General features: G+C 60.8%; 20 protein-coding genes. 13 read left to right on the top strand and 7 right to left on the bottom strand.

The annotated features are described in order from the left end of the window. Window positions 1-33: 33 nt before the first annotated feature. From AC0V6V_RS02085 to lexA, 9 genes are all read left to right on the top strand, one after another. The gene (locus AC0V6V_RS02085) at window positions 34-1,971 is read left to right on the top strand and encodes a peptidylprolyl isomerase (RefSeq protein ID WP_486163823.1); all 1,938 of its coding nucleotides are present in this window, start codon (window positions 34-36) and stop codon (window positions 1,969-1,971) included. Further along, a complete protein-coding gene (trpE, locus tag AC0V6V_RS02080) occupies window positions 1,922-3,511 on the top strand; it encodes an anthranilate synthase component I (RefSeq protein ID WP_486166172.1) in 1,590 nt (529 codons plus the stop codon). The genes AC0V6V_RS02085 and trpE overlap by 50 nt, the downstream gene beginning before the upstream one ends. Then, on the top strand, window positions 3,508-4,356 hold the full coding sequence (locus AC0V6V_RS02075) for a phosphodiester glycosidase family protein (RefSeq protein ID WP_486163821.1): 849 nt from the start codon (window positions 3,508-3,510) through the stop codon (window positions 4,354-4,356). The genes trpE and AC0V6V_RS02075 overlap by 4 nt, the downstream gene beginning before the upstream one ends. A gap of 13 nt (window positions 4,357-4,369) precedes the next feature. Then, window positions 4,370-4,969 carry an anthranilate synthase component II gene (locus AC0V6V_RS02070; RefSeq protein WP_486163820.1) on the top strand — a complete coding sequence of 200 codons (600 nt, stop codon included), beginning with the start codon at window positions 4,370-4,372 and terminating at the stop codon, window positions 4,967-4,969. After that, the gene (gene trpD / locus AC0V6V_RS02065) at window positions 4,966-5,958 is read left to right on the top strand and encodes an anthranilate phosphoribosyltransferase (RefSeq protein WP_486163819.1); all 993 of its coding nucleotides are present in this window, start codon (window positions 4,966-4,968) and stop codon (window positions 5,956-5,958) included. Before AC0V6V_RS02070 ends, trpD begins: the two co-directional genes overlap by 4 nt. Window positions 5,959-5,967: 9 nt before the next feature. Beyond that, the gene (trpC, locus tag AC0V6V_RS02060; protein WP_486166171.1) at window positions 5,968-6,753 is read left to right on the top strand and encodes an indole-3-glycerol phosphate synthase TrpC; all 786 of its coding nucleotides are present in this window, start codon (window positions 5,968-5,970) and stop codon (window positions 6,751-6,753) included. A gap of 198 nt (window positions 6,754-6,951) precedes the next feature. Then, entirely contained in the window at window positions 6,952-7,425 is a 474-nt protein-coding gene (gene moaC / locus AC0V6V_RS02055) for a cyclic pyranopterin monophosphate synthase MoaC (protein WP_486163817.1), read from the top strand. Beyond that, complete coding sequence (locus AC0V6V_RS02050; RefSeq protein ID WP_486163816.1) at window positions 7,422-8,624, top strand: molybdopterin molybdotransferase MoeA; 1,203 nt, start codon at window positions 7,422-7,424, stop codon at window positions 8,622-8,624. The genes moaC and AC0V6V_RS02050 overlap by 4 nt, the downstream gene beginning before the upstream one ends. 132 nt (window positions 8,625-8,756) lie before the next feature. Then, window positions 8,757-9,458 (top strand): transcriptional repressor LexA, encoded by a 702-nt coding sequence (gene lexA, locus AC0V6V_RS02045; protein WP_486163815.1) that lies wholly within the window; start codon window positions 8,757-8,759, stop codon window positions 9,456-9,458. Between the two features lie 34 nt (window positions 9,459-9,492). Here lexA and AC0V6V_RS02040 read toward each other — a convergent pair whose 3' ends face one another. Beyond that, complete coding sequence (locus AC0V6V_RS02040) at window positions 9,493-11,697, bottom strand: ComEC/Rec2 family competence protein (RefSeq protein WP_486163814.1); 2,205 nt, start codon at window positions 11,695-11,697, stop codon at window positions 9,493-9,495. A gap of 28 nt (window positions 11,698-11,725) precedes the next feature. On the opposite strand from AC0V6V_RS02040, the gene gltX reads away from it, so the two are divergent. Genes gltX through AC0V6V_RS02025 form a run of 3 tightly spaced genes read left to right on the top strand, consistent with a single transcriptional unit; the run spans window position 11,726 to window position 14,721 of the window. Continuing rightward, window positions 11,726-13,141, top strand: a complete 1,416-nt coding sequence (gltX, locus tag AC0V6V_RS02035; RefSeq protein ID WP_486163813.1) for a glutamate--tRNA ligase — start codon at window positions 11,726-11,728, stop codon at window positions 13,139-13,141. Between the two features lie 59 nt (window positions 13,142-13,200). Then, entirely contained in the window at window positions 13,201-14,487 is a 1,287-nt protein-coding gene (locus tag AC0V6V_RS02030) for a citrate synthase (protein ID WP_486163812.1), read from the top strand. A gap of 24 nt (window positions 14,488-14,511) precedes the next feature. After that, window positions 14,512-14,721, top strand: a complete 210-nt coding sequence (locus tag AC0V6V_RS02025) for a hypothetical protein (protein WP_486163811.1) — start codon at window positions 14,512-14,514, stop codon at window positions 14,719-14,721. Between the two features lie 30 nt (window positions 14,722-14,751). On the opposite strand, the gene AC0V6V_RS02020 is transcribed toward AC0V6V_RS02025, so the two are convergent. From AC0V6V_RS02020 to AC0V6V_RS02005, 4 genes are all read right to left on the bottom strand, one after another. Next, window positions 14,752-16,146, bottom strand: coding sequence for a sensor histidine kinase (locus AC0V6V_RS02020; RefSeq protein WP_486163810.1), 1,395 nt, complete (start codon window positions 16,144-16,146; stop codon window positions 14,752-14,754). A gap of 7 nt (window positions 16,147-16,153) precedes the next feature. Further along, on the bottom strand, window positions 16,154-17,113 hold the full coding sequence (locus AC0V6V_RS02015; protein ID WP_486163809.1) for a hypothetical protein: 960 nt from the start codon (window positions 17,111-17,113) through the stop codon (window positions 16,154-16,156). 39 nt (window positions 17,114-17,152) lie between these two features. Beyond that, the gene (locus AC0V6V_RS02010) at window positions 17,153-18,355 is read right to left on the bottom strand and encodes a hypothetical protein (protein WP_486166170.1); all 1,203 of its coding nucleotides are present in this window, start codon (window positions 18,353-18,355) and stop codon (window positions 17,153-17,155) included. A gap of 85 nt (window positions 18,356-18,440) precedes the next feature. Continuing rightward, on the bottom strand, window positions 18,441-18,749 hold the full coding sequence (locus AC0V6V_RS02005) for an Hpt domain-containing protein (RefSeq protein ID WP_486139112.1): 309 nt from the start codon (window positions 18,747-18,749) through the stop codon (window positions 18,441-18,443). Window positions 18,750-18,819: 70 nt separating this feature from the next. On the opposite strand from AC0V6V_RS02005, the gene AC0V6V_RS02000 reads away from it, so the two are divergent. Continuing rightward, window positions 18,820-21,474 carry a coiled-coil domain-containing protein gene (locus AC0V6V_RS02000; RefSeq protein WP_486163807.1) on the top strand — a complete coding sequence of 885 codons (2,655 nt, stop codon included), beginning with the start codon at window positions 18,820-18,822 and terminating at the stop codon, window positions 21,472-21,474. 23 nt (window positions 21,475-21,497) lie between these two features. Here AC0V6V_RS02000 and AC0V6V_RS01995 read toward each other — a convergent pair whose 3' ends face one another. Both AC0V6V_RS01995 and AC0V6V_RS01990 read right to left on the bottom strand, forming a co-directional pair. After that, window positions 21,498-21,782, bottom strand: coding sequence for a DUF1467 family protein (locus AC0V6V_RS01995; protein ID WP_486163806.1), 285 nt, complete (start codon window positions 21,780-21,782; stop codon window positions 21,498-21,500). Continuing rightward, window positions 21,782-23,440, bottom strand: coding sequence for a ribonuclease J (locus AC0V6V_RS01990; RefSeq protein WP_486163805.1), 1,659 nt, complete (start codon window positions 23,438-23,440; stop codon window positions 21,782-21,784). Before AC0V6V_RS01990 ends, AC0V6V_RS01995 begins: the two co-directional genes overlap by 1 nt. Window positions 23,441-23,446 lie beyond the last annotated feature (6 nt).

The raw sequence follows: 23,446 nt of genomic DNA, 5'->3' as shown, positions 1-23,446 counted from the left end.
TAGTCCCCTAATGGCTTGGGAATTAAAGACCAGATGATTTCGTTCTTTCGCAGATTCTTTCAATCGAAAATTGGCCTTGGCCTGACCTTGGCCTTCCTGGTGCTGATCGCATTCGCATTTGCGAGCGGCGATGTGGCCAACAACAACACGTTTGGCGGGGTTGCTGGCAATGACCGGATCGCCGTGGTTGGCGACGACCGGATCGACAGTTCGGAACTCAACCAATTGGCCAATTCGGCGCTGCGCCAAGTGCGCGAGCAAAGCCCGACTACGACGATGCCGATGTTTATCGAGCAAGGCGGCCTTGAAGAGGTGCTGGAGCAGCTGATCGATCGCTATGCAATTGCGGGATATGCCGAGAAATACGGTCTGCGCGCGGGCACCAATCTGGTGAACAGTGAAATTCTGCAAATCCCGGCGTTTCGCGGGGCAACCGGTGAATTTGACGAGGCGGTCTATCAAAATGCGCTGCGTTCGCAGAACCTGACCGACGCAGTGCTGCGCCGCGATTTGGCCGACGGCCTGCTGGCCCAGCAAATGCTGGTGCCATCGCTCGGCGCGCCGCAAGTGCCCAGCAGCATTGCACGCCGCTACACTGCTCTGCTGCGGGAGCGCCGCAAAGGCACGATCGCGCTTATTCCCAGCACGTCTTTTGCGCCAGAAGGCGACCCAACAGACGCGCAAATCAACGCATTCTTCGAAGAGAACCGCACGCGCTATGTTCAGCCAGAGCGCAGGACCATTCGCTATGCGACCTTTAGCGAGGCGGATATCAACACCCGTGTTGAGCCGACCGCTGCAGAGATTGCGGCCCGCTATGAACGCGATGCCGATCAATATGCCGCGGTTGAAACGCGCAATATCAGCTCTTTCTTCGTGCCCACCCAAGATGCCGCCAATGCGATTCGCGATGCGGTCCGCTCTGGAACCTCGCTAGAGGCCGCTGCGCAAAATGCCGGTTTCTCAGTCTCTTCCAGCGAAGGGCAGACCGAAGACTCACTAGCCTCTGTCACCAGCAGCGCGGTTGCCACGGCAGTGTTTGCCGCGCCTCGCGGTCAATTGGCTGAGCCTGCGCGCAGCTCGCTGGGGTGGTATATTGCCCGCGTTGATGACGTGATCAGCACGCCAGCCCGTAGCCTGGCCGATGCAACACCAGAGATCACAGAGCGCCTGACGGTGGAAAAACGCGCCGCCGCTTTGTCCGATTTCAGCGCTCGGATCGAAGAGCAGGTGGATGAAGGCATCTCGCTGTCCAATGTGGCTGATGAGTTCGGCCTGACCTTGCAAACAACCCCTGCCCTCACCGCCGATGGCCGCGTGTTCGAGAGCGCGGAAGGCGCAACCGCTCCGCCAGAGCTTCAGGCTGCGCTCGGTGCCGCTTTCGAAATGGAAGAAGGCGAACCGCAATTGGCCGAGGTTGTTCGCGGCCAGGTGTTCATCGTGTTTGAAGTGCCGGAAGTCACCGAAAGCTCGGTCGCGGCGCTCGCTGACATTCGCCAGCGCGTTGAGTTCGATTGGCGTTTGTTCGAAGGGCACAGTGCGGCGCAAGCGGCGGCTGACCGCATTCTTGAGCGGATGCGAGGCGAAGGCACCTTGGTCCAAGCTGTGAACGCGGAAGAGACCAGCCTGCCTCCGATCCAAACGATTGATTTGGGACGCACCGAATTGCTGCAACAGCAGCAGCGCCCCGCCCCGCCGCTCGCCTTGCTGTTCAGCATGGCGGAAGGCACGACGAAGCGGCTTGAAGGCGCGAATCGCCTGGGCTGGTTCGTGGTCGATCTGGCCGAGATCAGCACTGACGAAGTCGCGGATGACGATCCTTTGCTGCAAGCGACGCTTACTCAGCTGGGTCCGGCAATCTCGAACGAATATGCCGAGCAATTGACCGCAGCGATGCGTGAAGAGCTGGGCGTGGACCGCAATGAAGACGCGATCGAGGCGGTGCGTAAGCAGCTCGCCGGCGAAACCTAAGCGCGCCGCCATTGCTGTGAGTGGTGCCCCTGAAAATGCGAGGCCCGCGGCCGAACTGCTGCGGGCGGGAAAGCCTGCTTTGGTGTGGCGCCGGATTATCGCGGATAGCGATACGCCGGTGGGCGCGGCCCAGCGCCTGATTGAGCCGGGGCGCGGCGACTTTCTGCTCGAATCGGTGGAAGGCGGCGAGATTCGTGGGCGCTACAGCCTGCTCGGTCTCGATCCTGACCTCGTGTTTCGCGGCGAAGGCAAGACGGCCGCGATCAATCGCACGTGGCGTAGTGACAGTGAGGCGTTTGAGCCGTGCAGCGGCGATGCGATGACGGAGCTGCGCGCGCTTGCGCAGGCCTGCCGCATTGATGTGCCAGAGGAATTGCCGCCTGCGCTTGCCTGTCTGGTCGGTTACTTCGGTTATGAGACGATTGGTCTGGTCGAAACCTTACCGCGCGCGCCGGACAGCGCGCTTGAACTGCCGGACATGCTGTTTGTGCGTCCGACCATCATTCTGGTGTTCGACGGGCTGACTGATGAACTTTTCTGCATCGCGCCAATTTGGCAGGCGGGAGAGGTTGATAGCGCCATTACCCGTGCTGGGGAGCGGATTGATGAGACGCTGAGCAAGCTCTCGCAGCGCCGCCCTGCGCCTGTTCGCATGGACGAACCCGCCGAGCCTGAGCTGTCGCCAGTGATGGACGAGGCGGATTACAAGGCGATGGTCGCCCGTGCGAAGGACTACATCACCGCAGGCGATATTTTCCAAGTGGTGCTGGCTCAGCGTTTCACCTGCCCGTTCGAGCTGCCCCCGCTAGAGCTGTACCGCGCGCTGCGCCGGGTGAACCCCTCGCCGTTCCTCTATTTCCTCGACTTGCCGGGCTTTGCGATTGTTGGCTCCAGCCCAGAAATCCTCGTGCGGGTGCGCGATGATGCGAGCGGCAAGAAAGAGGTCACCATTCGCCCCATCGCTGGCACCAGGCCGCGCGGCAAAGATGCGGCGCAGGACAAGGCCAATGAGGCCAGCCTGCTGGTTGATCCGAAAGAACTGGCAGAGCATCTCATGCTGCTTGACCTGGGGCGCAATGATGTGGGCCGAGTGGCCGCGCGCGGCAGCGTGGAAGTGACAGACAGCTTCACGATCGAGCGCTACAGCCATGTCATGCACATTGTCAGCAATGTGATTGGCGAGCTGGCGGAAGATAAAGACGCGCTCGATGCGCTGTTCGCGGGCTTTCCAGCGGGTACGGTGTCTGGCGCTCCCAAGATCCGGGCGTGCGAAATCATCGCTGAGTTGGAGCCGGAAACGCGCGGCGCCTATGCCGGGGCGGTGGGCTATTTCGCGCCCGATGGATCGGTCAATTCGTGCATTGTCTTGCGCACGGCCGTGGTGAAGGATGGAATGATGCATGTGCAGGCTGGCGCCGGGATCGTCGCCGATAGCGATCCGGATTATGAGCTCGCGGAATGCGGCGCGAAGGCGGGCGCATTGATCGCCGCCGCGCGCGAAGCCGTGCGGGTCGCGGGCGAGCCGGGGTTTGGCCAATGAAGCGCTTGCCCCTCGCCCTCGCCGCGATGTTTGCGCTCGCCGCTTGTCAGGAGCAGCCCGCGGGCGAACCTGTCACCAGAGCCGCGATAGGCGATCATTCCGATATGCCCGCACCAGAAGTCGTGGAAGCGGCCGAAGAAAATGTGCCTGAGGCGGAAGAAACCCCAGCCCTCGCCTCTGTCTGCAAATCTGCGACCTTTGAGGGCGTGCGCCTAACCCACTGCGTCGCCGACCCGGCCAAGCACCGCATTCGCACCGCGCTCGGCCCCAGCGGCGGGGCGGCTTACGGCTCGCTCAGCGCCTTTGCCCGCAGCATTGATCACAGCACCGTCGCCTTTGCGGTGAACGGCGGGATGTACGGCGATAACGGTCAGCCCATCGGTTATTACGTCCAAGGCGGCGACCGGATCAAAGAGCTCAACCGCTCTGATGGCTCTGGCAATTTTCACCTGAAGCCCAATGGCGTGTTCTATGGCACCGGCGGCTCATGGCGCATCCGCACCTCTGACAGCTTCTTTTCCAACGTCCGCGACCGCCCGCAATTCGGAACCCAATCCGGCCCGATGTTGGTGATCGGCGGAAAACTGCACCCGGAAATTGCGGAAAACGGTCCAAGCCGGGCAATCCGCAACGGGGTTGGCATTGATAAGTCTGGCAAGGCGCATTTCGTTCGCTCCGAGGCCCCGCTCAGCTTCGGTCAGCTCGCCCGGTTTTACCGTGATGAGCTGAACGTGCCCGATGCGCTTTACCTCGATGGTCAGGTTTCATCGCTGTGGGACCCGGCGAGCGAGCGGCTCGATAGCCGCACCGGGCTTGGCCCGATCATCGCTGTTACCAATCGCTGATCCGGGGGCACGCATGATACTCGTCATCGACAATTACGACAGCTTCACCTTCAACCTGGTCCATTATCTGATGGAGCTGGGCGCGGATGTCCGGGTGGAGCGCAATGACGCGATGAGTGCGCGTGAAGCGATCGCTACAAATGCCAGCGGCTTTCTAATCTCGCCCGGCCCGCGCACCCCGGATGAGGCGGGGATCAGCCTTGATCTGGTCGCAGCCTGCGCGGATGCGGAGAGGCCCTTGCTCGGCGTGTGCCTTGGCCACCAAAGCATTGGCCAGCATTTCGGCGGCAAAGTGGTGCGTGGCGGCTTGATGCACGGCAAAACCTCGCCCGTCACCCACGACGGCACCGGCGTGTTTGCTGGTCTGCCCTCGCCGTTTAACGCCACGCGCTATCACAGCCTGGTCGTCGAGCAAGAACCCACTGGCCTCATCGCCAACGCCCACAGCGAGACCCCCGGCCTCGACGGCGCGGCTGTGATGGGTTTCCGCCATGAAAGCCTGCCGATCCACGGCGTTCAATTTCACCCAGAAAGCATTGCGACCGAGCATGGCCATGATCTGCTCGCCAATTTCATGACGCTTTGCGGATTGCCAACGAAGGAGCTCGCATGAAAACTCTACCGCTAGCCGTCCCGCATATGAGCGAAGCCGAGGCTGAAGAGGTGTTTGGCTGGATCCTCGACGGCGAAGCAAGCGACGAAGAAATTGCGCGTTTTCTGCTCGCGATGACCGAGCGCAGCGAGACAGCGGAAGAAATCGCTGGAGCCGCTCGGGCATTGAGGGCGCGCCTCGTTCCGGTCGCGGGGCCGGACAATGCCATCGACGTCTGCGGCACAGGCGGTGATGGGCATCACACGCTCAACGTCTCCACCGCGGTGGGCCTGGTTGTCGCCTCTTGCGGCATGCCCGTGGCGCGACACGGAAACCGCGCGATCTCGTCCAAAGCGGGCGTGGCCGATACGTTGGAAGTGCTCGGTCTCGACATGAAGGTCGCGGGTGAAACGGCTGAAAAAACGCTAGGTGAAATCGGTATCTGCTTTCTGTTCGCGCCCAATCATCACCCGGCGATGGGGCGCATCCAACCGATCCGCAAGAAACTGGGTCGCAGAACAATCTTCAACCTCATGGGGCCGCTATCGAATCCCGTCGGCGTCAAACGCCAGTTGATCGGCATTGCTCGTCCCGGCTACGTCCCGATCTATGGCGATGCGACCGCGCGGCTCGGCACAGAGCGCACCTTGATCGTGTCCGGCGATGAAGGACTAGATGAATTGAGCCTCGCCGGCGGCAATGAAGTCGCTGACGTGACGGGGGGCGATTTTAGCATGAGGCGCGTCGATGCCAGCGCAGCGGGGCTAGACCACGCGCCACTGGAAGCGATCCGTGGCGGCGACCCGCAGCACAATGCGAAGGCGCTTGCCGCTCTGCTCGACGGAGAGAAAAGTGCCTATCGCGATACGGTGATGTTCAATACGGCGGCGGCTCTGATCGTCGCGGGCAAGACCGACGATTGGGGCATTGGTGCTGAAATGGCGGCGGAAGCGCTGGACAGCGGCAAGGCGAAACAATTGCTTGCCCGCTGGATCGAATTGGCGAAATAGGCCAGCATCATGAACAAGCTTGAAGAAATCTGCGCCACCAAGCGCCGCGAGGTTGATGCACGCAAGGCCTCTATCTCATTCGCTGATCTGGAGAGCCGGGCCAGCGAACAAAGCCCGGTGCGCGGGTTTAAATCGGCATTGCGTCAGGCGAGCCAAAACGGTTTTGGCCTGATCGCCGAGGTTAAAAAGGCCTCGCCCTCCAAGGGGATTATCCGAGAGGATTTCCGCCCGGCGGACCATGCGCGCGATTATGAGGCTGGCGGGGCGACTTGCCTGTCTGTGCTCACGGATATGCCCTATTTTCAAGGGCATGAAGATTTTCTGGTTGAGGCGCGCGCTGCCTGCAACCTGCCGGTTCTGCGCAAGGATTTCATGGTCGATCCTTGGCAATGCGCCGAGGCTCGTTCGATTGGCGCCGATGCGATCCTGATCATTGTTGCTGCGCTTGAAGATGTGCAGATGCAGGAAATCGAGGCGGCCGCGCGCGAGCATGACATGGATGTGCTGGTCGAAGTGCACGATGAGGCAGAGATGGAGCGCGCGCATTTGCTGAAGTCGCTGTTGGTCGGGGTGAATAATCGTGACCTCAAAACCTTCACCACTGATCTTGCTTCGACCGAGCGGCTCGCTCCACTCGCTACTGCAGGCGCGTTGATCGTCGGCGAAAGCGGTATCAACAGCCATGATGATTGCACCCGGCTTGCGCGGGCAGGCGTGCGTACTTTCCTGGTCGGGGAAAGCCTGATGCGCGCGGATGATGTGGCGGCGGCGACGCGGACATTGCTGAACGGCTAGGCGGCCATTTGTGCAGGGTCTGTCCTACATTTCGCAAAGCTGGCAGAAGACGGATATGAGTTTACCAGCACCCCCTCCCTCACCATCGATAAATCCGATCAATAGCCGCGCCTGTGATCGATTGGTTTTAAGCCCCTGTACTGTGTTCCAGGTGTTCCAAGCGTGCTCTACGCACGATGAAGCGAAGGGAGCGAAGCGATGAGCAAACTTACCCATCTCGGCGAAGACGGCGCGGCCCGCATGGTCGACATCGGCGGCAAGGCCGCGAGCGAACGCGTCGCCATCGCCTCTGGCCGGATTGCGATGACCGCAGAGACGCTGGCGGCCGTGCGCGATGGCAATGCGCCCAAGGGTGATGTGCTGGGCACCGCGCGGATTGCCGGGATCATGGCGGCCAAGCGCACAGGCGAGCTGATCCCGCTGTGCCATCCGCTCGCGCTGGACGCGGTGGAGATCGACTTCACCTTCGAAGAGGACGCGATCCGGGCAACCGCCCGCGCTTCGCTGACCGGCAAGACTGGTGTTGAGATGGAGGCGATGGTCGCTGTCTCGACCGCGCTGCTGACGATCTACGACATGGCCAAAGCGGTCGATAAGGGCATGGTGATCGGCGAGGTGCGCCTGATCGAGAAGCGCGGGGGCAAGAGCGGGCATTGGAAGGCCGACCTTTGAGCGCGCTGCTGACCTTGGAAGACGCGCAGGCGCGGCTGCTGGAGCTCGCGCCGGAGATGGCGACGTGTGAGCTGCCTGCTGAGGACGCGCTGGGGCGCTACCTAGCGCAGGACCTCACCGCACGGCGCACGCAGCCACCTGCGGATCTGTCGGCGATGGATGGCTATGCGATTGCTGGTAATGGCCCATGGGAGCGGGTCGGAGAAAGCCGCGCAGGCACGCCGTTTGCAGGTGCTTTGTCGGATGGCGAATGCGTGCGGATATCGACCGGAGCGCATATGCCAGAGGGCGCGGACCGCGTGCTGATCCAGGAGAACGCCCATGTGGACGGCGCTCTGGTGACCGCCAGCGATACGCCGCCGGCGGGAAAGCACGTGCGGATGCGCGGCTTCGACTTCGCACAAGGCGACACAGTCCTCAACGCTGGCACCCGCATCGGGCCAGGGCAACTCGCGCTCGCGCTATCGGCGGGCCACGGTCGGCTCAGCGTGCGTGCGGCTCCGCGCGTGGCGGTGCTCGATAGCGGGGACGAACTGGCCGCCGACCCAGAGCAATGCGGCGCTGACCAGATCCCGGCAAGCAATGGCGCGATGATCGCCAGCATGCTGCGCCCGCTGGGGTGCGATGTCGCGCGCATCGGCCCTGTACCAGACGATCACAGCGCTTTGGCGAGCGCGCTGGCGAAGGCTGAGGATGCCGACATTCTCATCACATCCGGCGGCGCATCGGTGGGCGACCATGACCTGATCCAGCCCGCACTGGAGGCATGGGGCGTGAAAATCGCGTTCTGGAAAGTCGCGATCAAACCCGGCAAGCCGCTGATGGTGGCGACGCGGGAGCGCGCGGGTGGCACGCGGCAGGTGATCCTAGGCTTGCCGGGCAATCCAGTGTCCAGCTTCGTGACATGCTTCCTGTTTGCACTGCCGCTGGTGCGCGCGATCATCGGCGCGGGCTCTCCCCTACCCTCCGCATTGACCCTACCTCTGGCGGAGGACCTGCCAGCGATTGGCAAGCGGCGCGAGTTCCTGCGCGCTGTTCATGACGGCCGCACGGTGCGCCGCGTTGGCTCTCAGGACTCAAGCGCGCTCGCGGCGTTGGCGGGTGCGAACTGTCTGATCCTTCGGCGCGAAGGCGCGGATGCGGCGAACGCGGGAGAGCTCGTAACGGCATTAACCCTCGAAAATGGCGGTATTGCGTGAGTTGCCGACTTGACTCGGTGAATGAAGTTTCCTAATTGTTCCGTATTCGTTCACGTTATTGGTGCGCGAAATGGTCCCTCGCCACCCTAACCGGCGCTGGGGCGATCGACCTGTTTTAGGGAGACTATCGTAATGCTGACGGCAAAGCAGCACGAATTGATCCGCTTTATCCAAGAGCGGCTTGAAGAGACGGGGATTTCACCCTCTTTTGAAGAAATGAAGGAAGCGCTCGATCTTAAGAGCAAGTCGGGTGTGCACCGACTGATTTCGGCTTTGGAGGAACGCGGCTTCATCCGGCGCCTGCCCAATCGGGCCCGCGCGCTGGAGGTGATCAAGCAGCCCGAGGATGCAACGCCTGCTCCGCGCGCTGCGGCGGCAGTGGCGAACGATGTGGTCTCTCGGGCGACGTCAATGCCCAGCGCGAATGACACCAGCCCAGAGCCCGCAAATGACGTGATCGAGGTGCCATTGCATGGCCGGATCGCAGCGGGTGCTCCGATTGAGGCGTTGGAGGGGCAAAGCAGCCTTCCCGTGCCAGCGGCATTGCTGGGACCGGGCGAGCATTATGCGCTTGAGGTGTCTGGCGATTCGATGATTGAGGCTGGCATCTTCGACGGTGACTTTGCGCTGGTTAAGCGCACGGATGCCGCGCGAGATGGCGAAATCGTTGTGGCCTTGGTGCGCGGCGAGGAAGCGACGCTCAAATACCTCCATCGCGACCGCGGAACTGTGCGGCTTGATCCGGCCAATGCGTCCTATGATGCGCAGGTCTATCACCCGGGCGAAGTACAAGTTCAGGGCAAGCTCGCAGGCCTTCTGCGGCGCTACCACTGATTGTGATGTGAATAGGTCGCGCGGGGTGGCTGGCTTAATCGTCGGCTTTCCCGCGCCACCATCCATGCTGGCCCTGAGTGCTGGCAACACTGGTGATCCGCTCCGATGACAGATCAAGCGCCAGCCCGCCATGCTCTTGCAGGAACCCGCGATCAGCTTTGAGCCATTTGGGTTTGCAAGACCACGGCAGATAACGGTCGGCCACGACGATATCGGCTCTCGCGCAAGCGGCGGCGAGCGCGCGCTCCTCGATCAGCTCTCGGTTTCGCGCCATCAGTATGGTCCAGTCGCGGCCTCCGCGCTCAATCTGGAGCAGGCAGAACTCGGTAGAACACCGCGCTCCGGGCCATTCCGCCATCGGAATGGGATCAGCAGAAACGCTCGCGAGTTCGAGCAGATTGTCACGCGCATAGGAAGAACGCGAATTGCGCAGCGACAACAGCGTGCCCTCCATTGTCACGCCAACATGACGGCCATCGCGCCCGATCAGTACATCAGGAATGGGTGTCACCATGAGCATGATCGAAGCCGCTGCAACAGGCACAAACCCCAGCAATCGCGTGCGGCCGTTCCAAAGCGCAAGCCACAGCGCGCCAATAACGAACAGCGCGATGGTGAGCCTGCCCATCTGCGGCATCAGCTTGACCGAACCGGGCTGGCTCGATGTCCAATGTGCAATCGCAAGCAATAGCTCAAGCGAGCGTTCCACTAGCCACCAGGCAGGCGCACCAAGGCCGATCAGATCGAGGAAAAGCGCAAAGGCGATGAGCGGCATTGAGATGAATGTGACGAGCGGGATGGCGATGACATTGGCGAATGCACCGTAGACCCCTGCCCTGTGGAAATGGAACAGGACAATGGGCATCAGCGCGATCTCGATCACCAGACTGGTGATGAACAGCATAATCACTCGCCTGCCGACATGCCGCAGCCATGTCTCCTCCCGCGCGGCGAGGAACGCGCGTACCGGCCCAGAGCTCGACAGCGCCACAATCGCAATCACGGCAGAAAAGCTCATCTGAAAGCTCGGCCCAACCACCGATTCCGGCCACAGCAACATCACGAATATCGCCGCCATTGCCACCATTCTGAGCGACAATGCATCGCGCCCCATTGCGAGCGCAATCAGGACCAGCATCGCCGCGACACAGCTGCGCACGGTGGGAACCTCCGCCCCCGTCAGTAGCGTGTAGCCAACGCCGGCCAGCGCCCCTGCCCCTGCGGCCAATATCGGCAAACGCACACGCAAGGCGACAGCGGGAAAGAGCGCCAGCAACTTCAAGGTCACCAGATACGCCGCGGCGATCACTGCGCTCACATGAAGCCCGCTGATAGAGAGCAAGTGGGTTAGGCCCGCATCGCGCATCGCGACTTCGTCCGCCTCTGCAATCCCGCCACGGTCTCCGCTTGCAAATGCCGCCGCAATCGTTCCTGCTGAGCCATCAACTCGCTGGCGCACATGGGCTGAGAGCACCCGTTGAACCTTCGGGATGGCCCCCGCATCTCCCCCGCCCTCCATAACTTCGATCTCGCCAACCAGGCTTCCAGAGGCGGCTAAGCCCTGAAACCACGCCGCGCGGGCGAAATCGTACGAGCCCGGCAACATCGGCGAGGCCGGCGGCATCAGGCGCGCGCGCAGGCGCACCACCGATCCCTCGCTCAAACCGTCCACGACCTTATCCTGCGGCACATTCACACGGATCTTGCGGCTTTCACCATTCTCCGCGTCCCGCATGGCCAGAACCAATCGGATCCGCTCGCGTGAGGGTTGGTCTTCGCGTTCGAGAACAAAGCCTTGCACACGCTCAACAATCGGGCGCTCAATGGGCTCTGCGCCGACCAGTTCTGAGCGCATCCAGATGGTGGCAATCCCGGCGGCAAACACCAGCCCGACGGTGATCATTGTCTGTCTCAACAATACGCGGTCCTCGACCCCGCGCCAAATTGCCGCGCCCGTGATGGCTAGCAGTAATCCTACCCCAATCCCCGCCGCCCATTGCAGCGGGGAGCTAAGCGCGAACCATGATAAAATGCCGCCCGCAAACAGCACAGCGATCCACGGCGCGCGGTCGAAACCGGACTGAGCCAAAAATCCTTCAATTTTGGAGGCTAGGCTCGGGCCAATACTGGACAAAGCCGGGGCCTTGCGCCAATGGCGCTGCACTGCAACATCACTGGCATTGGGGCTTTCACCAGCCCCGCCGCCAATCGGCACATTTGGCGCCCCCTCTTGGCCCATGTCCAACTTGAAAAGGAATTCACAGGCTATGGCAAGCGAAAGCGCAAAAGCGATTGTCACCCGCTTTGCCCCCTCGCCCACAGGCTTTTTGCATATTGGCGGCGCGCGCACAGCCTTGTTTAACTGGCTTTATGCCCGTCATCACGGCGGCAAGGCTCTGCTGCGCATTGAGGATACCGACCGTAAGCGCTCCACTCAGGAGGCGATTGATGCGATCATCGACGGGCTTGATTGGCTCGGGCTCGATTATGACGAGGCGCCGGTATTCCAATCTAAGCGAGCGGATCGCCATGCAGAGGTGGCGCATAAGCTGCTGGATGCGGGGCACGCCTATAAGTGTTTTGCCACGCCGGAAGAGCTTGAGGCCATGCGCGCGGAGCAACGCGAGAAAAAGCTGCCCATGCGCTATGACGGGCGCTGGCGCGACCGCGATCCATCCGAAGCGCCAGAGGGCGCGCCTTATGTCGTTCGGCTCAAAACCCCGCAATCGGGCGAGGCGACCATCGCCGACGAAGTGCAAGGCTGTGTATCGGTCAAGAACGAAGAGCTCGATGATTACATCATTCTGCGCGCTGATGGCACGCCGACCTATATGCTCGCCGTTGTCGTGGACGATCACGACATGGGCGTGACCCATGTGATCCGCGGTGATGACCACCTCAACAACGCCTTTCGCCAGCTGCCGATCTATCATGCGATGGACAAAGTCGAAGGCGATTGGCCAGAGCCGACATATGCCCACATTCCCCTGATCCATGGGGCGGACGGGGCGAAGCTGTCCAAACGCCATGGGGCGCTTGGCGTAGAGGCCTACCGCGATGAGATGGGCATATTGTCCGACGCCTTGTTCAATTATCTGCTCCGGCTTGGCTGGGCGCATGGTGACCGTGAAGAGATTACCCGGGCAGAAGCGATTGAGCTGTTTGACCTAAACGGTGTCGGCAAAGGCCCGTCCCGTTTTGATCTGAAGAAGCTGGAAAGCCTCAACGGACACTACATCCGCGAGGCCGATGACGCGATGCTGGCAAAATTGGCGATGGGCCGGATCGAAAGCGGCGCGAATCTAGAGCTTTTGACCAAAGCCATGCCAGTGCTGAAAGTGCGCGCGAAAAACATTGAGGAACTGGCTGAAGGAGCTGACTTTTTGTTTGCGCAGCGCCCGCTGGAAATGACGGAAAAGGCGGCAAAATCGCTCGACGAGGATGGCCGATCGCGGCTTTCGCTCGTTGTGCAAGCATTATCGCAGGAAAATCACTGGACAAGTGAGGCCCTCGAAGCCACTACGAAGGCACTCGCTGAAGCCCACGAGCTGGGCTTTGGCAAGCTCGCGCAGCCTATGCGTGCAGCTCTCACCGGAACGATGAATTCGCCCGGTATTTTCGATGTTCTGGTCCTATTGGGACGGGAAGAAGCTTTGGCGCGCTTGGACGCGCAAGCCGGCTGAGGCTGGGCGCGAGTGAGATCGCGCTTAGAGGCGGTAGGTTGAATTTGAGGAGACAGGTTTTGGCAGACAAACAGGCAAAGCTCGAGCTGGGGGGTGAAACCTACGATTTCCCCGTGCTCGAAGGCAGCACCGGACCCGATGTTATCGACATCCGCAAGCTGTATGGCCAAACGGGCGCGTTCACGTTTGATCCTGGCTATAAGTCTACGGCGAGCTGTGAAAGTGCGCTGACTTATATCGACGGGAACGAAGGCGTGCTGCTGCACCGCGGCTATCCCATTGGCCAGCTGGCAGAGCATTCCAGCTTTATGGAAGTCTCCTATCTCTTGCTCAACGGCGAGCTGCCCAATGCCGCCGAAATGGAAGACTTCAATTACACGATCACGCGGCACACGATGCTGCACGATCAGCTGCGCCAGTTTATCCAGGGTTTCCGCCGCGATGCGCACCCTATGGCGATCATGTGCGGCGTGGTTGGCGCTCTGTCTGCGTTCTATCACGACAGCACGGACATCTCTGATCCAGAGCACCGCAAGATCAGCTCACACCGCTTGATCGCGAAAATGCCGACGATTGCAGCGATGGCTTATAAATATGCTGTCGGTCAGCCTTTCATGCAGCCGAAGAATGACCTCAGTTACACGGGCAACTTCCTGCGTATGACCTTCGGCGTTCCGGCCGAGGAATACGAAGTGCACCCAGCCATCGAAAAAGCGATGGACCGCATCTTCATCCTTCACGCCGATCACGAGCAAAACGCCTCGACTTCAACCGTGCGTTTGGCCGGTTCTTCGGGCGCAAACCCATTCGCTTGTATCGCAGCGGGCATTGCCTGCCTGTGGGGCCCGGCACATGGCGGCGCTAACGAAGCAGCGCTCAACATGCTGCAGGAGATCGGCACACCTGATCGTATCCCGCACTATATCGAGCGCGCGAAGGACAAGAACGATCCGTTCCGCCTGATGGGCTTTGGCCACCGGGTTTACAAAAACTACGATCCGCGCGCGACCGTGATGCAGCAAACTTTGCGTGAAGTGTTCGAAGCATTGAACGTCACAGACCCCGTGTTTGAGACCGCTCTGCAGCTTGAAGAACTCGCGCTAAACGACGATTATTTCAAGGAAAAGAAGCTGTTCCCGAACGTGGATTTCTATTCCGGGATCATCCTGTCGTCGATCGGTTTCCCTACCACCATGTTCACTGCTCTGTTCGCGCTTGCACGCACCGTAGGCTGGGTTGCTCAGTGGAACGAAATGATCTCCGATCCGGGCCAGGTTATCGGCCGTCCGCGTCAGCTTTACACTGGCCCGACGACCCGCGACTACGTACCACTGGACAAGCGCTAAGCGAGACAAAGGAGCGCGGCATCAATGGGACGCACTATCGCAAGACTGGTGCTCCAAGTGTTTGGTGCCGCGCTCGTTTTCTCAGGCGGAATGTGGGCTTTGCAGGGCGCAGGCGTGCTCAATTGGCCCGAGAACAGCTTCATGCTCGCAAAGCGCGAATGGGCACTTTACGGTCTCATCACATTGCTGATTGGTGCGCTGCTGCTGTGGGCGGCAGAGCGTATTCGCAGGTAACGGCACCGCCGTGACCCAAGCGGTCGCTGCCTACTTCTTTTTGGGTAGGCTCAACGTGAAGCGTGCGCCCTCACCCGCTTCGCTCTCCAGCGTCAAATCGCCGTCCATCGCCAGCGCCAAGCGCCGCGAGATGTAGAGGCCAAGCCCTGAGCCACCATCGTTTTCCCGGCCAAGCCGCTCAAACTTATCGAAAATCCGAGCGGTTTGCGCAGAAGCCACGCCGGGGCCTTGGTCAGCCACGGTGACACTGGCGTGCTCCGCCTCACCTTCGTGATCATCGACGCTGACGGTGATTGTGCTGCTGTCGGGTGAGTAGATGATCGCATTGCCGATCAGATTGATCAGCACCTGAAGTACGCGGCGAAACTCGCCAATCGCGATCACTTTGGAGCCTTCGTCCGGCAAATCGAGCGTGATGTTGCGCGCCTGCGCCCGCACACCCAGTATGCCCCCAGCGCGCCGCGCCGCATCGACCAGATCGACCTTCTCACGCGCAGTTTTAAACCCATCGCTTTCAACCACTTGCAGGTCGACGAGATCCTCCAGCATCGCGTTGAGATGCTTGCCCGCGGAGGCAACATTCCCGGCGTATTCGGCATATTCGTCGCGCAGTGGACCGGCGAGTTTGGACCTGATGGTCTCCGCATTGGCGATGACGCGCGCAATCGGCTGACGCAAAGCGGGAGTCAGCGCGCTACCGATCAGTTCCATATGCGCGTCTTCGCGCGTTTTCCCGCCGCCAGCGCCGACAACTTCTGTGACGAGTGGCTCGTCAGAAGTCAGCAGCAGCTCAAACCCGCGCGGCGCCTCCGCTGCTGGGCCAAGCGGGATCAACCGCGCGCGCCAATGGCGCTGAGACCCGGGAATCGTGCAGGCTGCGCCGTCCAGCAGTCGCCAGTGCAGCGGTTGGTGATGGGCGACGCCTTCCAGCGCGATGTAGTCCGTCCAGTTCTTGCCGGGATCGCGGCTAACCGCGTCCTCCAGCTCGCCGGCATCACTTGCCCCGGCACTCAGCAATTGCACATTCTGCTTACGATCAAGCCGCGCGGTGATCTCTGCAGTGGCGCGGTCGATGGCATCAAGCCGTTTAGCGAGCTTTGCCTCGCTGTCGGGCCGGGCCTCGCGCCGGTGCCAGTTTTCGATCAGGATCTCGCATCCACCGCCAGCATCCCCGGCGAGCGGGTGAATGCGGACAAAACCTGAAACCATGTCTTCGCCGTCAAAGGCGGCAAATTCGCGGGCGAGGCGCAAGCCGAATGTCCGCCCCTGCCGCACCAACTCCAGCAGCTCTGGAACGGCCAAAACGCCCGGCAAAGCGCCGCCACAGCGGGCGTGCAGGTCCGCTAGCGGCTCATCAGCCGACAGCAACCGATCTTGATCATCGGTCAGGCCCCGCGCGGCCAGCAAGGTATCACTGCTGCTCATCGTCTGTTTAAGTCGTTCCGCTCATTACCGCGCTCTTATCGACACGCATTGCCCCGTTCCCTAGCAGGCTTTGCGCACGATCGGGGAGCAATTCGTCAAATCCGCCGGGCAATTGTTGGTCAGGGTGCAACAGAGCAAATTGGCGCTCAATCTCGCGCTCAATCATTCCCGCCGCGCGCAGACCCAATGCCAGCCGGGCGGATTGGCGTTCATGACAGGATAGCACTGCCAGTTCGCGGGCCTGCCGGGTAAGCGTGCCCAAGGCGGTGGCAAACAGGGCAAATCCCGCATGTTCGAGCTCAAGTGATGCCCTCGCCCCGCCCCGCATGGCCGAAACGAGGCGTGAAAGCAGACCGACACGCGTCGCGCCCTCGTCATAGGACGCCTTCAATTGATCCGTCCCAGCACGCGTTGCGGCGATTTCGGCCTCGCTTGCGGTGTTCTCAGGAGCCTGCGCCCAATTGTGGAGCAGGCTCTGAAACAGCTCTGCGGGCAGCTCTGTAAGAGGCAAATGCATTCGCTTTTGATATTGCACAAAGCGCGATTGCGCAGCCATTGCCGCCATCGCCAGCTCGGCAACATCGCTGCTTTCCGATGCGATCAGTTCTTGCATCAAGGGTGTAAGAACCTGATCGAGAGCGGTTTTACGCTCCAACCGTTCAGCCAAATGGCCTTCCATCGCGGCGGCATAGCAATGGCTCAAAATCGCGCTGTCACTGGCGAGTGCTGCGGAAAGGCGGTCGGCCTCGTCAGCGCCAAAATCGGGTGTTTTGGAGCTGAGCAATTGGCTAGCCATATGGCTCAGCATACCGCGCAATTTCGCGACAATCGCTTCGCTTACCAATGAGCCGCCAGAACCGGAAAGCATGTGCGCAAGAACGGGCGCGACCCCGCTCAATGCGGTGTCACCACGCGCCAATTCATCCCTCAGGATGGTTTCGATCGCGGTGTGCGCAGATCTTTCCATCGTGGCTTTGCCCCCGTTGCACGCCTCTCAGCACGCATGTTACTCGCGCGTCGTTTCAGCTTTCTGAAGACGCAGCAAAGCATGCGCTAAAGCGCCTAGCGCAAGAACGGCAATCCCCGCTGTCAGCTGTCCGAAAATGGCACATGTCCCGAGGGCCATTAGCTGCAGTGTACGCTCGCCCCAGAAAGCGCGCCAGCGGGCGTTTTCAGCGGCGGATGCGAGGTGCAGAAGGCCGACCATGAGCAGCGGCAAAACGAGCGTCGGATTGGCGCTTTCCATCCCGTGATACATGCCAATGGTCAGCGCAAACGCGATAAGAATATCGCGCAAGCCATTCGTAAATCGAGATTGTTTGGCGTCCTCTACATATCCATAGAGCGCAGATTTGAGCCGGGTGGCTGCATCAGAGAAGGCCAGCGCCAAGGCTCCAAACGCCCCGGCGAACAACCCTCCTGCGGCATGGTCTAGCCATGATGTTCCAACCATGGTGACCATGCTGGCGAGCCCGATAGTGGCGGAAATTGCCGGGCCGCGCTCCAATCCTGCCGGTGCAGTTTTGGCAGCGAGCAAAGCCGCCGCCGCCTGCGATGGCCCTGTCCAAGGCGTGCTTTGGGCGCTGCGTTCAATGAGAGCGATCTGACGTTTCTCCAGCGCACCGGCGTCAGTCGTCAGCAGCAATCCGCCACCACTCAGGCTTTCCGCATCGACGGAAACGCTTTTCTCACCCGCTTGCAGTGCCAAGCGCAGCAGCAGCGACATTGTGTCGCCATCGCCGGGTAGATCAGCGAGCTTTTCCGCCAATCGCCCACGCAAAATGGCGAGCCCAGCCCAGGCGCGCTCTGCGTCAATGCGCTCAAAGTCAGCGGAATGCTCTTGGGCTAAGCCGCTACTGGCGAGAATGGTCGCAACAAAGCGTCCCTGCTGGTTGAGCGATGCGGCAAGCTCCGGCTCCATCACCAGGCCGTCTAGCATCATCACCAGGTCCTGATCGGCCGTGATAAGCCCAACGAGCTGCAAGGGGCCCTTTATCGCGTGGAATTGCACCCCAGCGGTCTCCGCCTCGTGCTGGATGTCTAGGATTTCAGGCCCGGCCGCTTCGCAGAGGCAGATCACTCGCTCGCATCCGAGCGCGCGGGCGAGGTCGAACTGCCATGCCAGCACGCTGCGTCCGGCAAGCGGCAGGAACGCGCGAATTTCGCCCGTCTTTGTGCGTTTCAGCGCGGCTAATAAGGCGGTGCGCACGGCCAATTCCCTCCGAATACATCGGGGGTAAGGCCAATAGACGCGCTATGCCAAGCGGCGGCGCGGCGCTTTTACCGATATTCTTTTAGCGCTTGGGTCCGGCAACCTGCGCCAACACGTCCTCAATCGCGCGGATTGCGGCGGGTTCGCCGGGCGCGCTGGCCAGTGCATCTTCGGCTGCGTTCAGCAGGTCTTCTGCGTGAAAGCTGGCGGCGAGACCTTTTAGACGCATGGCCGCAACGTGCCAATTGCCATCGCAGCGCGAGCGTTTGAGCAGGTCCAGCTGCTTATGGGCGCTTTCGATCAGAGCTGCGCGCAGCTCTTGCCGCAAAGCCGGATCATCTCCGGCTGCGGCCGCTAGTGTTGCATCAAGAGCACCATTTTCATACGCCATATGCCTCGCTTTATCGTGTGAGAGTTAATGCGGGGTTTATCCTTTGTGGTTGTGTGGTATTTAACCATACATGTCTGGCGAACCACATATCCGGGCCGTAGGGTCCGAAGCCGCGCAGGATGCGCCCAACCAACCCATCGAAGACGAGGAGCTGGAGACGAGCCTTGAGGCTGAGGATGAGGCTGAGCTATCCGAGGACTACAGTGATGAATATCTGCTGGAGGAAGAGGATTACGCCCCGCCCCGCCCGCGCTTTGGCTGGGTTGTGCCGACCCTTGCGATTGCGGCAATTGCGACATGGAGCGGATTTTATATCTGGGCCTTGCGCGGCGAACTTCTCAATGTTTCGAGCACTCCGCAGCAATGGACCAAATGGATCATCGATTGGTCTGTACCGGTTCTGCTGATCGGGATTGCGTGGCTGGTCGCCATGCGCAATTCGAGCCGCGAGGCGCGCCGGTTTGCCGACACGGCGGCGATGCTTTCGGCGGAATCTGCTGAGCTTGAGACTCGCCTTGGCGTGGTCAATCGCGAGCTGAGTCTTGCGCGTGAATTTTTGGGCAGCCAGTCGCGCGAGCTGGATTCGCTGGGCCGAATTGCCAGCGAACGTATTTCTACGCATGCCGATGAGCTGCAAACGCTGATCAAGAAGAACGGCAAGCAAGTCGATCGGATTGGCGAGGCAAGCGACACCGCGCTCGCGAATATGAGCCGTCTGCGCGATGATTTGCCGGTTATCGCGACCTCAGCGCGCGATGTTTCTAACCAAGTTGGGAATGCCGGACGCACAGCGAGCGATCAGCTGGAGAAGCTGATCGCTGGGTTTGAGCGTCTTAACGACTTTGGCAAGGCCAGCGAGCAGCAGGTCAAAGCCCTCAGCGGCAAGGTTGATGAGACTTTGGCTGGGTTCGAGGCGCAAATGGCGCAAATCGAAGAGCAGACCGCCGCGCGCTTTGCGGCCCTCAACGAAAAGACGGACGCCTATCGCACGGAGCTCGACAATCGTGAGGTTGGCGCGCTTGCAGCGATGCGTCAGCGCGCGGATCACCTGCGCGAGGGTCTGTCTGAGCTCGACGGCGATTTTGCGGAGCAGGAGGAGAAGTCTCTGACGACGCTAAAGGCGCGCATTGCGCTGCTGCGCGGTGAAGGCGAGGCTCTGGCCGCCAGCCTGCGTGAAGCCGAGGCGGAATCGCTGGATGCTCTGCGCAAATCGAAAGATCAGCTGCGCGATGAAATCACCGAGGTTGTCGAGAACCTAGAAGAATTGGATGCTAAGGCCGCGCGCGGCGCGAGTGAACGGATCGCTGGGCTGAATGCCGAGGCAAGCCGGTTTGAGCAAACCCTGGCCGAGCGCGACCTGTCCTTCGCCGAAAACATGGCGAAGCGTCAGGACGATTTCGATACACGCGAAGCCCAAGCAACCGAGGTGCTGGCGCAGCGTTTGGCCGAGCTGGACGAGACTCTATCAGAGCGGCGCGAGGCGCAGATTGCCGAGACCGAGAAGTTGGTGAGCCATGGTCAGGATATGGCCGAGAAGCTCGATCAGCTCAGCAGCCTGTTCGCCAACATTACCGAACAAGGCGACAACGCACGGGCTAGTGTCGATGCAGGGCTTGCCACTTTGGGTGAGCAATTGGCGGGCAACCGCACGGAACTGGCTGAGACCGAACAACAGATCGCTTCGCTGACCGAAGGCGGAGTGCGCTTGCTTGAGATCATTCAATCGGGCGCAAAACAGGCGCGCGAAGACTTTGCGCAAGCCGTTGATGCCACATCCGAGCAACTGTCTGATGTTGAAAAGCGCACCTTCATGCTGAGCAAGAGCATGGGCGAGACGACCCAGCACGGCGATGCCCTCGCCTGTCATCTGGAGACGGCACAGGCGCATATTAGCGAAACCGACAGCTCTATCGAGGCGCTCCACATCAAGCTGGGCGAGCAAACCGAGGAGACAATCGCGAAACTCCAAGGGCTTCGCGGCGGATTGGCCAAACTCTCGGATGAGACCCATACGCTGTCCAGCGAGACGCAGGAGCAGCTGCGTGAAGCGATTATCTCACTCGAAGTGGCGACGCATTCTGCCTTTGCCACCATTGAAGACGGTGCGCGCGATCGGATCGGCGCAATGGCCGAGAATATGGGCGCCGAAGCGGTGACGACACTGGAGAATGCGCTTCGCAGCGAGAGCATGGAGGCGATTGCCCGCTTGGAAGAAACCGCGTCACAGGCCTCTGGCGCTGGCCGCGAGGCTGCTATGCAATTGCGCGATCAGCTGTCCAAGGTGAACGAGCTGACCGGCAATCTTGAGCAGCGCGTGACGCGCGCTCGTGAGTTGGCCGAGGAGCAGGCGAACAATGACTTCTCACGCCGTATGGCTCTCATTACGGACAGCCTCAATTCCAATGCGATCGACATCACAACGGCGCTATCAACCGATGTGACTGACACCGCTTGGGAGGCTTACCTTAAAGGTGACCGCGGGATATTCACCCGCCGCGCCGTGCGGATCATCGACAATGGCGAAGCGCGCGAGATCGCAGAACTGTATCAGTCAGACGATGTGTTCCGGGGCAATGTGAGCCGCTATATTCATGACTTTGAGGCGATGCTGCGTTCGCTGCTATCCACCCGCGATGGCAACGCGCTGGGCGTGACCGTGCTGGGCTCTGATATGGGCAAGCTCTATGTCTTGCTGGCACAAGCGATTGAGCGGCTTCGCAACTGATCCATAGGGGATCGGTCTGCGGCCTATCGCTGAGTTTGCTCAGGTGGCTCTGGGAAGATGTTCATATCGTCCGGGCCGATCCAGCCATATTCGTAATTGAGCACAAATAGCACGGTCATAACGGTCGAGATGATGGTCGCCCGGAGCAGCAGTTTGCCCGGCCGGAAATTCGCAGGTGCGCTTTCCGCCTGGCCGGGGACACGCGCCTCACCCACCTCATCATGCGTTCGGATCCCGAGCGGAAGCATCATGAAAGCGGTCATTACCCAAAACAGCAGGTAAATCGCGGCAATAGAGGTCCACTGCATCAGCGCGCGCCTTTGCCGTCCAATCCGGGCAGGATCACGCGCACTTGGGGACGCTTGCCAGACCAGCGCTGCGCTGCGCGGCGCGTGGCGAGCCGGGCGGCTTCGGAAATCTCGGCGACATCGCGGCCTTTCAGCTTGCGCACCGCCTTCAGCACGTCAGCTTTCGCCTCGGCGATAAAGTCCGGCATATCCTCATCGAGCGGCAGACCGAGCGCTTCGATTTCAGATTCGCCATTGGGGGCGAGCACAACAAAGACCACGCCCTCACGCGCGAGCCGGCGGCGCATGACAATCGCATCGCCATCAGCGGGCGCGATGATATCCCCGTCGAGCACGAGGCGGCCATTGCGAACTTCGGCGAGCTTGCCGGGTTCGCCCGGGGCCAAGCGGACGATGTCGCCATTGGCCTGGACGATATTGTGCGGAATTCCATTGTCTTTGCCGACCCGCGCCTGCTCCATCATGTGCCGCATTTCGCCGTGGACGGGCACCAGCACTTCTGGGCGGATCCAGCTGTAGAGTGCTTCGAGTTCGGGCCTGCCAGGGTGGCCAGAGACGTGGATCTCGCTCTGACGGTCGGTCACCATGGTGATACCGCGCCGCGCCAGCTGGTTTTGCACCTTGCCAATCGCGATCTCATTGCCCGGTATTTGGCGGCTCGAAAACAGCACAACATCGCCGCTGGTGAGCGAGATCGGGTGATTATCATCGGCCACGCGTGACAGAGCGGCGCGAGGCTCCCCCTGCCCGCCTGTTGCGAGGATTAGGACTTCGCCGCGAGGCAGGCCCATGGCGGTGTTCCAATCGACCGTTTCAGGGAAATCCTGAAGATAGCCATTGTCCTGCGACACTTCGATAATGCGGTCGAGCGAGCGCCCCGCGACGCACAATTGCCGCCCGGTTTCTCGCGCAACATCGCCCAGTGTCTGAAGCCGCGCCACGTTGGAGGCGAAGGTTGTCACCATCACTCGCTTGCCGGTGTGTTTTGCTACCTCTTCCATCAGGCCGCGATACACGCCGCCTTCTGAGCCGCTCGGGTTGGGATTGAAGACATTGGTCGAATCGCAGACCAGAGCGAGCACGCCCTCGTCGCCCATTGCCCTTAGTTCTTCCTCGGTGGTTGGCTCACCAATGATCGGCTCTTCGTCGAGTTTCCAATCGCCGGTGTGAAAAATCCGCCCATGCGGAGTGTCGATCAGCAGGGCGTTGCCCTCTGCAATCGAGTGCGCCAGCGGGACATAGGTGATGTCAAAAGGGCCGAGCGAGATTTGTCCGTGATCTTCCTCAATGATGTTGAGTTCAACCTGACCGGTCAGCCCAGCCTCCTCCAGCTTGCGCGCTACCAAATCGGCGGTGAACGGCGTTGCGTAAAGCGGCACGCCCAGCTCGCCCGCGAAATAGGGGACTGCGCCAATGTGGTCCTCATGCGCATGGGTCAGCACGATGCCGAGCAAGTCTTTGGTGCGCTCCTCGATAAACTCAAGATCGGCAAAAACTAGGTCGAGTCCGGGGTATTCATTCCCGGAAAAGGTCATGCCCAGATCAACCATCAGCCACTTGCCTTTGCAGCCATAGAGGTTGACGTTCATGCCGATTTCGCCGGATCCGCCCAGGGCCAGAAACAGCAGTTCGTCTTCAGGAGTGAAGTTCTTTTTCACGTAAGG

Source organism: Erythrobacter sp. S249, assembly GCF_057364975.1.
Note: the sequence above shows the minus strand (reverse complement) of the source record. Positions and strands in the feature narration are given on the sequence as shown.

What these genes read in the sequence shown, in the direction of transcription:
- AC0V6V_RS01995 (WP_486163806.1), bottom strand. Translation starts at nt 21,782, where the DNA reads ATGCAGTGGACCTCTATTGCCGCGATTTACCTGCTGTTTTGGGTAATG.
- AC0V6V_RS02025 (WP_486163811.1), top strand. Translation starts at nt 14,512, where the DNA reads ATGGGACGCACTATCGCAAGACTGGTGCTCCAAGTGTTTGGTGCCGCG.
- AC0V6V_RS02020 (WP_486163810.1), bottom strand. Translation starts at nt 16,146, where the DNA reads ATGAGCAGCAGTGATACCTTGCTGGCCGCGCGGGGCCTGACCGATGAT.
- trpC (WP_486166171.1), top strand. Translation starts at nt 5,968, where the DNA reads ATGAACAAGCTTGAAGAAATCTGCGCCACCAAGCGCCGCGAGGTTGAT.
- trpE (WP_486166172.1), top strand. Translation starts at nt 1,922, where the DNA reads ATGAAGACGCGATCGAGGCGGTGCGTAAGCAGCTCGCCGGCGAAACCT.
- trpD (WP_486163819.1), top strand. Translation starts at nt 4,966, where the DNA reads ATGAAAACTCTACCGCTAGCCGTCCCGCATATGAGCGAAGCCGAGGCT.
- AC0V6V_RS02085 (WP_486163823.1), top strand. Translation starts at nt 34, where the DNA reads ATGATTTCGTTCTTTCGCAGATTCTTTCAATCGAAAATTGGCCTTGGC.
- moaC (WP_486163817.1), top strand. Translation starts at nt 6,952, where the DNA reads ATGAGCAAACTTACCCATCTCGGCGAAGACGGCGCGGCCCGCATGGTC.
- AC0V6V_RS02015 (WP_486163809.1), bottom strand. Translation starts at nt 17,113, where the DNA reads ATGGAAAGATCTGCGCACACCGCGATCGAAACCATCCTGAGGGATGAA.
- lexA (WP_486163815.1), top strand. Translation starts at nt 8,757, where the DNA reads ATGCTGACGGCAAAGCAGCACGAATTGATCCGCTTTATCCAAGAGCGG.
- AC0V6V_RS02070 (WP_486163820.1), top strand. Translation starts at nt 4,370, where the DNA reads ATGATACTCGTCATCGACAATTACGACAGCTTCACCTTCAACCTGGTC.
- AC0V6V_RS02040 (WP_486163814.1), bottom strand. Translation starts at nt 11,697, where the DNA reads ATGGGCCAAGAGGGGGCGCCAAATGTGCCGATTGGCGGCGGGGCTGGT.
- AC0V6V_RS02000 (WP_486163807.1), top strand. Translation starts at nt 18,820, where the DNA reads ATGTCTGGCGAACCACATATCCGGGCCGTAGGGTCCGAAGCCGCGCAG.
- gltX (WP_486163813.1), top strand. Translation starts at nt 11,726, where the DNA reads ATGGCAAGCGAAAGCGCAAAAGCGATTGTCACCCGCTTTGCCCCCTCG.
- AC0V6V_RS02005 (WP_486139112.1), bottom strand. Translation starts at nt 18,749, where the DNA reads ATGGCGTATGAAAATGGTGCTCTTGATGCAACACTAGCGGCCGCAGCC.
- AC0V6V_RS02075 (WP_486163821.1), top strand. Translation starts at nt 3,508, where the DNA reads ATGAAGCGCTTGCCCCTCGCCCTCGCCGCGATGTTTGCGCTCGCCGCT.